The 13,455-nt window shown below is 60.3% G+C and carries 10 protein-coding genes; 8 read left to right on the top strand and 2 right to left on the bottom strand.

What is annotated here, in order from left to right; all coding sequences use genetic code 11:
- The first annotated feature begins 25 nt into the window (after positions 1 to 25).
- The 7 genes from ftsZ (at position 26) to KP699_RS06155 (ending at position 11,494) form a co-directional block, all read left to right on the top strand.
- Positions 26 to 1,585, top strand: coding sequence for a cell division protein FtsZ (gene ftsZ, locus KP699_RS06185; protein ID WP_215761983.1), 1,560 nt, complete (start codon positions 26 to 28; stop codon positions 1,583 to 1,585).
- Between the two features lie 149 nt (positions 1,586 to 1,734).
- Complete coding sequence (gene lpxC / locus KP699_RS06180; protein ID WP_215761982.1) at positions 1,735 to 2,718, top strand: UDP-3-O-acyl-N-acetylglucosamine deacetylase; 984 nt, start codon at positions 1,735 to 1,737, stop codon at positions 2,716 to 2,718.
- Between the two features lie 91 nt (positions 2,719 to 2,809).
- Positions 2,810 to 3,796, top strand: a complete 987-nt coding sequence (locus KP699_RS06175; RefSeq protein WP_025828363.1) for an outer membrane protein assembly factor BamD — start codon at positions 2,810 to 2,812, stop codon at positions 3,794 to 3,796.
- A gap of 146 nt (positions 3,797 to 3,942) precedes the next feature.
- Positions 3,943 to 5,661 (top strand): DNA repair protein RecN, encoded by a 1,719-nt coding sequence (gene recN / locus KP699_RS06170; protein ID WP_215761981.1) that lies wholly within the window; start codon positions 3,943 to 3,945, stop codon positions 5,659 to 5,661.
- A complete protein-coding gene (gene ligA, locus KP699_RS06165) occupies positions 5,654 to 7,756 on the top strand; it encodes an NAD-dependent DNA ligase LigA (protein ID WP_215761980.1) in 2,103 nt (700 codons plus the stop codon). The genes recN and ligA overlap by 8 nt, the downstream gene beginning before the upstream one ends.
- 186 nt (positions 7,757 to 7,942) lie before the next feature.
- On the top strand, positions 7,943 to 10,612 hold the full coding sequence (gene ppdK, locus KP699_RS06160) for a pyruvate, phosphate dikinase (RefSeq protein ID WP_025828360.1): 2,670 nt from the start codon (positions 7,943 to 7,945) through the stop codon (positions 10,610 to 10,612).
- A 54-nt stretch (positions 10,613 to 10,666) separates the two neighbouring features.
- Positions 10,667 to 11,494 (top strand): pyruvate, water dikinase regulatory protein, encoded by an 828-nt coding sequence (locus KP699_RS06155; protein ID WP_025828358.1) that lies wholly within the window; start codon positions 10,667 to 10,669, stop codon positions 11,492 to 11,494.
- Between the two features lie 73 nt (positions 11,495 to 11,567).
- On the opposite strand, the gene KP699_RS06150 is transcribed toward KP699_RS06155, so the two are convergent.
- On the bottom strand, positions 11,568 to 11,948 hold the full coding sequence (locus KP699_RS06150; protein ID WP_025828355.1) for a hypothetical protein: 381 nt from the start codon (positions 11,946 to 11,948) through the stop codon (positions 11,568 to 11,570).
- A 116-nt stretch (positions 11,949 to 12,064) separates the two neighbouring features.
- On the bottom strand, positions 12,065 to 12,661 hold the full coding sequence (uraD, locus tag KP699_RS06145; protein ID WP_215761979.1) for a 2-oxo-4-hydroxy-4-carboxy-5-ureidoimidazoline decarboxylase: 597 nt from the start codon (positions 12,659 to 12,661) through the stop codon (positions 12,065 to 12,067).
- 183 nt (positions 12,662 to 12,844) lie between these two features.
- Between uraD and KP699_RS06140 the strand changes: the two genes are divergently transcribed.
- Complete coding sequence (locus KP699_RS06140; RefSeq protein WP_215761995.1) at positions 12,845 to 13,444, top strand: YigZ family protein; 600 nt, start codon at positions 12,845 to 12,847, stop codon at positions 13,442 to 13,444.
- Positions 13,445 to 13,455: the final 11 nt, after the last annotated feature.

Raw genomic sequence — 13,455 nt, 5'->3', positions numbered from 1 at the left:
TGCCCCACTTGCCCGGGAGAGCCTCATGACACTGAACCTGACCGTTCCACCTCAGACACATGCTGATTTTTCGCCGAAAATTACGGTTTTCGGTGTTGGGGGCGGTGGCACAAACGCAGTTGATAACATGATTGCGTCCAGCCTTCAGGGTGTGGAATTTGTTGTTGCCAACACGGATGCGCAGAGCCTTGCCAAAAGCCGGGCGGACCGCCGTGTGCAGCTTGGCCCGCACCTGACCCATGGGCTGGGTGCCGGTGCAAAGCCGGAAGTAGGCCGGGGCGCTGCGGAAGAAGCGGCTGATGAACTGGCGCGGTATCTGGATGGCTGCCACATGGTGTTCATCACCACGGGTATGGGTGGCGGCACGGGCACCGGGGCGGCTCCTGTTATTGCCCGCATGGCGCGTGAGCGGAATATTCTGACGGTTGGTGTTGTCAGCAAGCCTTTTGATTATGAAGGCAAGCGCCGGGCCCGTATTGCGGAAGAAGGCATCAAGGAACTTCAGCAGTATGTTGATACGCTGATTGTCATTCCGAACCAGAACCTGTTCCGCGTCGCGAGTGAACGGACAACTCTGCGTGAAGCCTACAAGATGGCTGACCATGTTCTCTACATGGGTGTGCGTGGCGTGACCGATCTGATGATGGCTCCGGGCTACATCAACCTCGACTTTGCCGATATCCGCAGCGTCATGGCGGAAATGGGTAAAGCCATGATGGGCACGGGTGAAGGCGAAGGTGAAAACCGCGCTGTTGAAGCCGCCGAGGCCGCCATTGCCAACCCGCTGCTGGAAGACACCTGCATGTCCGGCGCGCAGGGCCTGCTGGTCAACGTGACCGGCGGTGAAGACATGACGTTCTTTGAAGTGGATGAAGCCTGTAACCGCATCCGCCGTGAAGTGGCGGAAGACGCGAACATGATCTTCGGCTCCATTATTGATGAAAACATGAACGGCAAGATCCGCGTGTCCGTTGTGGCCACGGGGATTGATATCGGCACGCAGGCCAATGACCGCCTGCATCTGGTGCCGGTTGAAAACGAAGGTCAGGCTGAACAGCAGGCCGTTGCAACGGGCACGGGTCCGTCCGTCATGGGGGCCCCGGCCCAGACTGCCTCCGGCAGCCACATGCAGCAGCCGTCTGCGCCGCGCATGGACCTCGGCATGCAGCAGGCCCGCCCTGCCGCTCCGGCCCCGCAGGCGTATCAGCCGCAGCCGGGTGGGCAGCATGTCTCCCCGCCGCCTGCCCATAGCGTCCCCGGCCAGATCAACACGGCTCCGGCCGCTGCGGCCCCTGCACAGCCTCAGCCGCAGCGCCCCGCAGCCTCCCCGCGTGCAGGCCTGTTTACGGAAGCCCCGCGCTCCCCGTATCTGCCTGAATCCAGCCAGCCCTCTTCCCGCAGCCTGTTTGGCCGCGTGACCGGCGCCTTCCGCCGGACGGGCATGGGTGAAGAACAGCGGCATGAACCGGCGGCAGAACCGCAGCGCCCCATGGTCAGTCCCGCTGGCCAGCAGGGCCCGAGCGTGCGTCCGGCTGACACGGATGATGCAGGGCTTGAAATTCCGACCTTCCTGCGCCGCCAGTAATCAGGCGCAGTTTTCTGCCGCGCTGCTCATCAGGGCAGCGCGGTTTTTTATGTAATAGACGGCAATAATGATTGACTCGCCAGAACAGAAGGTGGGCTTTAGCGTTACCCTGCACGTCTTTTAAACCGCGCAGGAAAGAAGCCAGAGCCATGGACAGTCTGCTTATGGAACCCATCACCTACTCCGCCCCGCCGGAGTCCGTTACTGGTCCCGCTGCCCTGCCATCAGCTCCACGTTCCCCTGCTGTCCAGCATACGCTGCACCACACCATTTCCTGTGTGGGCACAGGCCTGCATACCGGAGCCTGCATTACCCTCACCCTCCAGCCCGCCCCTGCCGGGCATGGGGTTGTGTTCAAACGCTCCGATCTGAACGCAGCGTTTCTGCCTGCACGATTCGACTATGTGGTGGATACGCGCCTCAGCACCGTGCTGGGGGACCCGACAAACCCCGCCAACCGGATTGCCACCATTGAACATCTGATGGCCGCGCTGAATGGCTGCGGGATTGATAATGTTCTGGTGCTAGTGGACGGCCCGGAAATTCCGGTTTTTGACGGATCTGCCGCTGATTTTGTGTTCCTGATGGATTGCGCTGGCCGCGTGACGCAGGACGCTGTGCGGCACCGGATTGACGTCCTGCGTCCGGTCCGGGTCGAGCAGAATGGCGCGTTTGTGGAACTCAGCCCGGCGCCCGTGCAGAGCCTGCATCTGGATATGAGCATTGATTTCCCGGCAGAAGCCATCGGCAAACAGACATTCTCAACCGAGCTGACCCCGGCCACCTTCCGTCGGGATCTGGCACGCAACAGAACCTTCACGCTGCGGCAGGAAATCGAAGCCCTGCACAAAGCCGGTCTGGCGCGTGGCGGCTCTCTGGAAAACGCAATTGTTGTGGATGGGGCCGAGATTCTCAACCCGTCTGGCCTGCGCTGCCCGGATGAATTTATCCGCCACAAAGTGATGGACGCCGTGGGCGACCTATATCTGGCTGGAGCCCCCCTGCGCGCCCGCTTTACCGGCCACCGCTCAGGCCATTGCCTGAACAATAAGGTGCTGCGCGCTCTGTTTGCGGACCCGTCAGCCTGGCGCTATGTGCCTGCCCATGCGGGCTTTTCCCTCGCCGCGGCGTAAGGTGCCTGCGCCCAAAATACAAAGAGCGCCTTCATTCCCTTTTCTTGAGCGCCATGCGTGCTATAAGACGAGTTCAAACTGAAGAGCCGGGATGCCTGTGAGCCTCATTAATTCTCTTTCCGTTCGCTGCCGCATACGCCATCTGGCATCGGCTGGTCTGCTGTTGGGCTTGTCCGGGTGCGGCCTTTTTGGCGGCGGGAAACCCGCTCCGGCTCCCAAGCTTGCATCCCCGGAAACCCTTTATAATAACGGGATTGATGCTCTGCGCACGCAGCGTTACACGCTGGCGGCCGCAGAGTTTGAAGTTCTACAGCAGAACTATCCCTATTCCGGCTACATTGCGAACGCCCAGTTGATGGAAGGGTATGCCTACTACCTGAAAGGCAAATACCCGGAAGCCGTGCAGCAGCTTAACCGCTTTATTGGCCTGCACCCCACCAGTGCTGATGCCGCTTATGCCTATTACCTGCGCGCACTGTGCTTCTATGAGCAGATTGCGGACGTCAAGCGTGACCAGCAGGGCACCGTGGAAGCCATGGATGCGCTGGAAGAAGTGATTACCCGCTTCCCGCAGTCTCAGTATGCGCGGGATGCCCAGTTGAAAATTGACCTGTGCCGGGACCATCTGGCCGGGAAGGAAATGCTGGTTGGCCGGTATTACCAGCAGGAACGGAACTATGAAGCCGCAATCAACCGCTACCAGCGCGTTGTGCAGGACTTCCAGACAACCAACCATGTGCCCGAAGCTCTTGAGCGTATGGTCGAAGTCTATCTGGACCTCGGCCTGACCGATCAGGCGCGTAAATCCGGTATTGTGCTGGGCTACAACTATCCCGGCAGCAAATGGTATCGTTACGCTTATAGCGACCTGAAGCGTTATAAGCTGCTGAGCAACAACTTCCCCATTCCGGGCAAGGTGATTACAGCGCAGACCCAGCCTGCCCCAACAACACAGCCGCCGACCGCCACGGGCACCGCCCCGGCTCCCTCGGCTCTGGATATCAAAGCCGCACCTGTTCAGCCTGTTAAAAAACAGCGCATTGAACCACAGGTCGATCAGGCTCCGGTCCTGCGTTAAGCAGAACGACATGGCACACACATCAGACCCACGCCGGAGCCACCGCTTCCGCGTGGGTTTGTTGTTTTATGGGCAGACAGCGCTGCGGATGAGAGCTATAAGCCGCAAGAACGTATAGTGAACAGTCTTTCGGACCGGACATCATCATGCTGACAAACCTTTCCATCAGGGACGTCGTGCTGATTGAAGCACTGGATCTCTCCCTGCATGCCGGTTTTACCGCCCTGACGGGTGAAACGGGGGCGGGTAAATCCATCCTGCTGGACAGCCTTGGGCTTGCTCTGGGGGAACGCGCCAACGCGGGCCTCGTCCGTGCCGGGGCGGAAGAGGCCCGCGTTACTGCCAGCTTCGATATCCCCCAGACACATGCCGCTTACGCTCTGCTGAAAGAACAGGGCATTCCGGCGGAAGCGGGTGAGCCGCTCATGCTGCGCCGCATTGTCTCCCGGGAAGGCCGCTCACGCGCATGGATCAACGATCAGCCGGTGGGCATTACGCTCATGCGCCGGGTGGCGGTATCTCTGGTGGAAATTCAGGGCCAGCATGAACAGATGGGACTGGCTGATTCCAGCACACATCGCGGCCTGCTGGACGCCTATGGTGTCCCGGCTTCTTTGCTGCGCGATGTGTCCGCCACGTTTGATAGCTGGCAGAGCCTGCGGCGGGATCTGGACACGGCCCGGAAAAACCTCCTTGAAGCCGCGCGGGAAGAAGAATGGCTCCGGCATACGGTGGAAGAACTCACCACCCTTAATCCGCAACCGGGGGAAGAGGAGCAACTGGCCTTGCAGCGCCACGGCCTGCAACAGTCCGAACGACGCGGCGAAGCCATTGCGGCCGCCCTTGCGGAACTGACCCCGCGTGACAGACGGAACAGCGGCCCGGCAGCTGCCCTGCGTGGGGCTAGCCGTGCCCTGCAACGCCTGCTCCCTGCCCCCACAGCGGAACAGACAGGCATTGACCCGCTGGAAGCCCGCACAAACGAGGCCCTGAGCGCGCTGGAAAGTGCAGAAAACGCTCTGGCGGAAGCGGAAAACCTCCTCTCCCGTCTGGCGGATGAGTCAGAAGCCAACCCGCGCCTGCTGGAAGACATTGAGGAACGCCTGTTCACGCTGCGCGCCGCAGCCCGCAAACATGACGTAACAGTGGATGATCTCCCTGCCCTGCTGGCGGATCTGTCCGCCCGCCTGACTGCGCTGGAAACAGGAGCCACACAGCTTGATGCGCTGGAGCAGGCCGTTAAAGAGGCCCGCGCTCAGTATGAACAGGCCGCCACCCGCCTTTCTGCCGCGCGGGAAAAAGCCGCGCGCAAGATGGAGCAGGCTGTCACCAAAGAACTCAAGCCGATCAAACTGGATAAGGCCCGGTTCTTTGCGCAGATCGAACCACTCTCACCGGACAACTGGAGCCGGCAGGGGATGGAACAGGTCCTGTTCCTGATTGCCGCCAACCCCGGCCAGCCGCCCGGCCCGCTGGCAAAAGTGGCCTCCGGCGGGGAACTTTCCCGCCTGATGCTGGCCCTCAAACTGGTGCTGGCAGGCCAGTCCGGTATTGGCACACTGGTGTTTGATGAAATTGACGCAGGCGTTGGCGGCGCAACAGCCGCTGCTATTGGGGAACGCCTGCACCGTCTGGCCCGCTCCGTGCAGGTTCTGGCCGTTACCCACAGCCCGCAGGTTGCCGCCAGTGCGGATGCCCATTTGCGCATTGGCAAAATTGTGCGTGACGGGCAGACTGCCACCCACGCAGCCCCCCTCAGCCACGCAGAACGACAGGAAGAAATTGCCCGTATGCTGGCCGGGGATGTGATTACCGATGCCGCCCGCGCCGCAGCCGCCAGCCTGCTGAAACATGAGAATGACTGACTTCCCGGACCTTACTGCCCTGACCGCCGCACAGGCCAAAGCTGAACTCACACGGCTTGCAGACCTCATTGGCCGCTACAATACCGCCTATTACACGGAGGATGCCCCCGAGGTAAGCGATGCGGAGTATGACGCGCTCCGTAAACGCTACGACGCTCTTCTGGCTCTGCACCCGGATGCAGAACCAGCGGACAGTGCCGCGCGCGCCGTTGGCGCCGCGCCAGACAGCGCTTTTGGCAAGCACCGGCATCTGGTGCCCATGCTCTCACTGGATAACGTGTTTGATCAGGCGGAATTTGAAGCCTTTATCAGCCGCGCCACCCGCTTTCTGGGTCTGAGCGAGGCGGATGCCTGCAAGCTTGCGTTTGTGGCCGAACCCAAGATTGATGGACTGTCCATCAGCCTGACCTACGAAAATGGTGTGTTTGTCCGCGGCACAACACGCGGCGACGGGACTGAGGGGGAAGACGTTACCGCCAACCTGCGCACGCTGAAGGATCTGCCGGAACGCCTGCATGGCTCCGTGCCGGAGCTGATTGAAATTCGCGGCGAGGTCTTTCTCTCCAAAGAGCATTTTCTGGCGCTTAACGCAGCACAGGAAGAGCTTGGGCGCAAACCGTTTGCCAACCCGCGCAACGCGGCCGCCGGGTCTCTCCGCCAGCTGGATGCGCGGGTTACGGCCCGACGCCCGCTCTCACTGTTTGCGTATGCCATGGGCTTCTGTTCGGAAAAACTGACCCTGAGCCACTGGGATTATCTGGAACAGCTCAAAACGTGGGGCTTTCCGGTCAATCCGCTGTCCGTGCGTCTGGAAGCCGCCAGTGGCGCGGAAGCGTTTTTTGAGACAGTCAGCCAGAAACGCGCGGCCCTGGCTTATGATATTGATGGGGTTGTTTATAAAATCGACAACCTGACCCTTCAGGAGCGGCTGGGCTTTGCCGGGCGTGCGCCCCGCTGGGCGGTTGCGTGGAAATTCCCGGCGGAGCAGGCTGTCACGACCCTGAAAGCCATTGAAATTCAGGTTGGCCGCACCGGCGCGCTGACCCCTGTTGCGCATCTTGAACCGGTCAATGTGGGCGGTGTGCTGGTTACGCGCGCCACCCTGCATAATGAAGATGAAATTGCCCGCAAGGACGTCCGGCCCGGAGATACCGTACAGATCCAGCGCGCCGGGGATGTAATCCCGCAGATCCTGTGCGTGATCCCTCCCGGCCCAGATGCCCCTCCCCGGCAGGAACCGTTCCGGTTCCCCGACCACTGCCCGGCCTGCGGGGCCCTCGCTGTGCGGCCGGAAGGGGAGGCCGTGCGGCGCTGTACCGGCGGCCTGACCTGCCCGGCCCAGATTGTTGAACGGCTGATCCATTTTGTCTCCCGCACCGCGTTTGATATTGACGGGCTGGGCGAGCGCAGCATCCGCGAATTTTACGATGCCGGTTTCCTGCACACACCGGGCGATATTTTCCGCTTGCAGGACCATGCGGAGGAAATCATGAAGCGGGATGGCTGGGGGGAGCAGTCTGTGCGCAACCTCATGCAGGCCATTGAGGCCCGGCGCACCATCCCTCTCTCCCGCTTTATCTATGCGCTGGGTATCCGGCGCGTCGGGGACAGTAACGCCCGCCTGCTGGCCCGGCATTACGGATCGTATGAAAACTGGCTGGAGCAGCTCCGTAAGGCCGCACTGATCGGCTCGGACGAGCGGCTGGAACTCGGGTCCATCACCGGGATTGGCAGCGTGATCGCGGAGGATCTGGTGGCCTTCATGCAGGAAGATCACAATCTCGCAACCCTTGCGGACCTGCGCGCCTCTCTGACCATCACGAATGAAGAGGCCGTGTCCGGCGGGGCGCTGGCAGGCAAGACGGTTGTCTTTACCGGCACCCTGCACACCCTCACCCGGCAGGAAGCCCGCGCCATGGCTGAACGCATGGGGGCAAAAGTGTCTGATTCCGTCTCCAAAAAGACCGATCTGGTCATTCTGGGAGAAAAAGCGGGATCAAAAGCCAAGAAGGCCGAAGACCTTAAAATTGCCACTTTGGATGAAGCCGGCTGGAATGCTTTTTGCGCAGGTGAGGGACCTGATTTTTCTGCCTGATAACGCAAAAAGAGTCGTTGCCCGGACCAGAAATCTGCGCCATGCTACCGGGCAGCGAAGGGGTGGAATTCGTCGTCCAGAATAAAAATAAAATTTCGTTCGCAGACCAGCCTGTTTCCTCGTTGTTTTCCCCCTCGTGCGGGCAAATGAGGCCTCTGCGTTCGCAACAATAAAGTGAACGGCAACATGACCAAGTGGATCTACAGTTTCGGCGCAGGCCAGAACGACGGCAACGCCGGAATGCGCAATCTCCTCGGCGGCAAAGGCGCAAACCTGGCCGAAATGTCCAATATCGGCCTGCCAGTGCCGCCCGGATTTACCATCACCACTGAAGTCTGCTCCGCCTTTTACGAAAACGGCCGCAAATATCCGTCTGACCTCAAGGACCAGCTTAACGAAGCGATGGCCCGCGTGGAAAAGGCGATGAACCTGCGTTTTGGCGATGCGGACGCCCCGCTGCTGGTTTCCGTGCGCTCCGGTGCGCGCGTCTCCATGCCCGGCATGATGGATACGGTGCTGAACCTCGGCCTGAATGATCAGACGGTTGAAGGACTTGCCCGCTCCTCCGGTGACCCGCGCTTCGCATGGGACAGCTACCGCCGCTTTATCCAGATGTACGGCTCCGTGGTGCTCGGCGTCTCTCATCATCGCTTTGAAGATCTGCTGGAACAGACCAAGCGTGAACTCAGCAAAGATGATGATACCGAGCTGACAGCCGAAGAATGGAAAGTTGTCCTTAAAGGCTACAAGGACATCGTGCTGAATGAAACCGGCACAGCCTTCCCCGAAGACCCGCAGGACCAGCTCTGGGGTGCCATCGGGGCCGTGTTCGGCTCATGGATGAACCCGCGCGCCAACACCTACCGCAAGCTGCATGATATTCCGGCAAGCTGGGGCACGGCTGTGAACGTACAGTCCATGGTGTTCGGCAATATGGGGCAGGATTGCGCCACCGGCGTCTGCTTCACACGTGACCCGTCCACGGGTGAAAACGTGTTCTACGGTGAATATCTGATCAACGCGCAGGGTGAAGACGTGGTGGCCGGTATCCGCACACCGCAGCCCATGGCGGCCGAGCGCGCAACGCCTGACCAGAACCCGATGGAAAAGGCCCTGCCGGAAGCCTATCAGGAAATGCTCAAGGTGCGTGACCTGCTGGAACGCCACTACAAGGACATGCAGGACATTGAATTCACCGTGCAGAGCAACACGCTCTATCTGCTCCAGACCCGGTCTGGTAAGCGCACGGCTGCCGCTGCCCTGCGTATCGCCATCGACATGGCGCAGGAAGGGCTGATTACAAAAGAAGAAGCGATCGCCCGCGTCCCGCCTGCATCTCTTGACCAGCTTCTCCATCCGATTCTGGACCCCAAAGCCGAGCGCAAGCAGCTTGCCCGTGGCCTCCCCGCCTCTCCGGGTGCCGCAACCGGCGTGATTGCGTTCTCTGCGGAAGATGTGGAAGACCGCGCCAGCAAAGGCGAAGACGTCATTCTGGTCCGTATCGAAACCTCTCCGGAAGACGTGCATGGCATGCACGCCGCCCGTGGCGTGCTGACCACCCGTGGCGGCATGACGTCTCACGCCGCCGTTGTAGCGCGTGGCATGGGTCGTGTCTGCGTTGCCGGTGCCGGCAGCATCATGGTGGACTACAAAGCCCAGACCATGACCGTGAACGGCCACACGCTGAAAGCAGGTGACTGGCTGACGCTGGATGGTGGCACGGGTGCCGTCTATCTCGGCCGCGTGCCGACCATTCCGCCCACGCTGTCGGGTGACTTCTCCACCCTGATGGGCTGGGCGGACTCCGTGCGTCGCCTTGGCGTCCGCGCCAACGCGGAAACACCGGAAGATGCTGAAACCGCCCGCCGGTTTGGCGCGGAAGGCATTGGTTTGTGCCGCACGGAACACATGTTCTTTGGCCCGGACCGCATCGGCCATATCCGGCAGATGATCATGACGGAAGAAAAAGGCGCGCGCGCCAGAGCCATTGGTGCTCTGCTGCCGTTCCAGCGTGATGATTTTGCGGCCCTGTTCCGCATTATGGCGGGCCTGCCCGTTACCATCCGTCTGCTTGACCCGCCGCTGCACGAGTTCCTGCCGCACGGGGAAGCTGAACTGAAGGAAGTGGCCAAGGCACTGGGTCAGGATGTGGAAGCGCTGCGCGCGCGTCGCTCAGCTCTGTCCGAAGCCAACCCGATGCTTGGCCACCGTGGCTGCCGTCTGGGGATCAGCTACCCGGAAATCTACGCCATGCAGGTGCGCGCCATTACGGAAGCCGCCCTCGCCATTTCCAAGGAAACTGGCAAGGCTGTGATCCCGGAAATCATGATCCCGCTGGTTGGCACCAAAGCCGAGCTGGATCTGGTCCGTAAAGCCAGTGAGGCCGTGATTGCGGATGTTCTGAAAGAACAGAACGCCACTCTGGAATACCGCATCGGCACCATGATCGAGCTGCCGCGCGCAGCCATCACGGCCGACAAAATTGCGGAAAGTGCTGACTTCTTCTCCTTCGGCACGAACGACCTTACTCAGACCACACTCGGCCTCTCCCGTGATGATGCCGGGTCCTTCCTGCCTGACTATGTGGAAAAAGGCCTGCTGCCGCAGGACCCCTTCATCTCCATTGATCAGGAAGGCGTTGGCGCTCTGGTGCGGATGGGCGTTGAAAAGGGCCGGGCTACCAAACCGGATATCAAGCTGGGCATCTGTGGTGAACATGGCGGGGACCCGCTCTCCATCACGTTCTTTGAATCTGTCGGGCTTGATTACGTCTCCTGCTCCCCCTTCCGTGTGCCTGTTGCACGGCTGGCAAGCGCACAGGCTGCTCTGGCTGCACGCAAAGCGGTAAAAGCCTGAAGAAAAGCGTGGCCGCCCCTGTTTCGGGGCGGCCATGACCCTGAGTGACCAGCCATGCAACAAAACACCATCACTCTGCATCTTGTTTCTGAAGCCACTGGCCAGACACTGGATGCCGTCGCACGGGCCTGTATTGCCCAGTTCCCCAATACCGATGTCAGACTGCGCCACTGGAATCTGATCCGCTCGCGCCTGCAACTCCGCCGCGTTCTGCGCCATATTGCGCTGGACCGCGGGCCTGTCATGTCATCCCTGACGGACCCGGCTTTGCAGGCCGATATGGAAGCCGGATGTGTGAGCCTTCAGGTGCGCCTGCTGGATGTGCTGGATAATGCTGTGACGTTTCTCTCCGAAGAAACAGGTGAGACCGCCACACGTCACCCCGGCGGCCAGTATATCATGGATGAAAACTACTATCAGCGGATTGAGGCCATGCATTACGTGCTGGCTCATGACGATGGACAGGAAACGGATGATCTGAATGAGGCGGACCTCGTTCTGGTCGGGGTTTCCCGCGTGTCCAAAACGCCAACCTGTTTTTATCTTGCCAACCGCGGCATTAAAGCGGCCAACGTCCCGCTTGTGATGGGAATTGAACCGCCCCCTTCCCTGTTCACGCTGAAACGCCCGGTAATCGGGCTGACGATTGACCCGCAGACCCTGATTGAAATCCGGCGGACTCGTCTTTCCCAGATGATGCCAAACAGCCGCCATGCCGATCCTTCAGCAGACTACGCCTATATTGACCTTGAAAAAGTGCAGGAAGAACTGCGCTGGGCCCGCCGCCTGTGCCGCCACCACAACTGGCCGGTTATTGACGTGACCCGACGCTCTATTGAGGAAACATCAGCCTCCATTCTGGATCTGATAGCACCGCAATAAACTCCGTCTCCTGTCCGCAGACGTAAAAAAAAGCCCCGGTCAACGGGGCTTTTTTGTAAGGAAACCAGAAGGCTCAGTCTTCCAGTTCCGAGGCTTCAAGCCGCTGGACGCGAATGGCCTGCCCCTGTGCATTATAATAGATAATGCTGCTGCCACGGCGTTCAGCATAGCCATCGGGCTTGCCATCCTGTGTCCAGAACAGCAGACGGTTGGCGTCAGCCTGCTCCTGCACTTTATCCCCGGCAGGACGATAGCGGAATTTGCTGAAATCCTTGTGGGCACGCGGCAGCGGGGGTTTGGCCGCAAGATGGTGCATATCCGGGCCTTTGTGGCCTTCCTCGCCGCCCTCTCCGTCATCATCATCCGCCAGAGCGGGAGAGACCGTCAGAACAGGCAGAGCAACAGCCCACAGACCAGCAAACAGAACACACCCTTTACGGAACCACTGTGCCATAGCGCGTTGACCTCCCGCGTTCAAACAGCCTTTAACGCCCTGATCTTTGCCCGTTTTTACCACCGGGCGCAATGCAGGAGGGCTGTTCTCCGCCGCTCACAGCACAGCCTTGCAAATCAGTCACCTTTTCTGGGTGCAAGCTTCTGGAAAATAGCCTCAAAGGCCGGGTCTGCAAAACGCCCTACTTCCCGGAAGGCGATGGCCTCCTCCACTTCTGGCTCGTGCCGTAGCCGTTGCTCCAGAAGCTTCATGACGCCCGCTGCCGTATTACCCTCTGCATAGAGCAGGAAAGGCATATCAAACCGCTCATTGTAGGATTTATTGAGGGACCGAAACTGAGCGAATTCTTCCGGTGAGAGCTGGTCCAGCCCGGCGGGAGCCGTCGTGCCCGAAATAATCCGCTCCCGCGGGGAGGCCACGGCCAGCAGGGTTTCCAGCCCCGGATAAGCCCGCAGGACCCGCAGACGGGCTTCCTGCGGTGCGCCACGCACCATAGCCATCAGGGTGCTTTTCAGCGCGGAGATATCCGCAAAAGGCCGACATTCATAAGCCTCTTCCGCAGCCCAGGGTGCTTCCCTGAAAACAGACCCGAATGTCGCTATAAACTCAGAGCGCTTCATGGCGTTAATCGCGCGCGTTACGGACTCGTCCATACAGATATCTCTCCGTTTCAGCCCTGTTGCGGCAGGTCTGGCCTGTTCATTTCCACTCATGTGGTACGCATCCGTCCCCATCAGGTCGCCTTGAGGATGCGAGAGCGGAACAAAACAGACAACGCCTGCCAGCACCTATCGTTCATGCATCATGCGCACAGCCAGCCCCTTGCCCACAAGGCTTTGTTTTTTCACCCGCAAGGACCTTGTCGGTCCTCCGGGCGGGCCTTTATCATGCGCGTCATGACGGAAACACTGACCGGGCCGTTCACGCTGGAACGGGATATCAAAAAAAGCCGGTTTGTGGCCCGTGCCGCGCCCGTGCAGAGCAGTGAGGAAGCCGACGCCTTTATTGCCGGTATTATGGCCGCAGAGCCGGATGCCACGCACCATTGCTGGGCATGGCAGGTGGGGCCGCACTGCCGCTGCCATGATGCCGGAGAACCCTCCGGCACGGCCGGACGCCCTATTTTACAGATGATTACCGCACAGAAGCTGGATCTCGTCGCCATCGTCGTCACCCGCTGGTTTGGCGGGATCAAGCTCGGCGCGGGCGGGCTCGTGCGGGCCTATGGCGGCACAGCGGCGGAGTGTCTGCGGGAAGCCCCGAAGGAAGAACTGATTGAGCGCATCCGGCTCAGTTTCCACTGTCCGTTTTCACTGCTGGCTCTCATGCAGGCAAGACTGCAGGACTGGACGGGGATAGAAAGCGCGCCGCCGGAGTTTGACAGCACAGGAGCCCTGATTGTGCTGAGCCTGCCTGTTGAACAGCAGGAGAGCATCACACATCGCATTCAGGATTTAACCAGCGGGCAAGCCACTGTCAGCGTGGTGGAGGACTAGGAGCCCCGCCT

The sequence above is a fragment of the Acetobacter sp. P1H12_c genome (assembly GCF_018811975.1).
Lineage (GTDB): Bacteria > Pseudomonadota > Alphaproteobacteria > Acetobacterales > Acetobacteraceae > Acetobacter > Acetobacter persici.
The sequence above is the reverse complement of the archived record's forward strand: the minus strand, read 5'-3'. Positions and strand labels throughout refer to the sequence as shown.

Bases quoted from the DNA above. Each gene is read 5' to 3' on its own strand.
- ftsZ (WP_215761983.1), top strand. From the start codon at position 26: ATGACACTGAACCTGACCGTTCCACCTCAGACACATGCTGATTTTTCG.
- KP699_RS06140 (WP_215761995.1), top strand. From the start codon at position 12,845: ATGACGGAAACACTGACCGGGCCGTTCACGCTGGAACGGGATATCAAA.
- ligA (WP_215761980.1), top strand. From the start codon at position 5,654: ATGACTGACTTCCCGGACCTTACTGCCCTGACCGCCGCACAGGCCAAA.
- KP699_RS06155 (WP_025828358.1), top strand. From the start codon at position 10,667: ATGCAACAAAACACCATCACTCTGCATCTTGTTTCTGAAGCCACTGGC.
- ppdK (WP_025828360.1), top strand. From the start codon at position 7,943: ATGACCAAGTGGATCTACAGTTTCGGCGCAGGCCAGAACGACGGCAAC.
- KP699_RS06150 (WP_025828355.1), bottom strand. From the start codon at position 11,948: ATGGCACAGTGGTTCCGTAAAGGGTGTGTTCTGTTTGCTGGTCTGTGG.
- KP699_RS06175 (WP_025828363.1), top strand. From the start codon at position 2,810: ATGCCTGTGAGCCTCATTAATTCTCTTTCCGTTCGCTGCCGCATACGC.
- recN (WP_215761981.1), top strand. From the start codon at position 3,943: ATGCTGACAAACCTTTCCATCAGGGACGTCGTGCTGATTGAAGCACTG.
- uraD (WP_215761979.1), bottom strand. From the start codon at position 12,661: ATGAGTGGAAATGAACAGGCCAGACCTGCCGCAACAGGGCTGAAACGG.
- lpxC (WP_215761982.1), top strand. From the start codon at position 1,735: ATGGACAGTCTGCTTATGGAACCCATCACCTACTCCGCCCCGCCGGAG.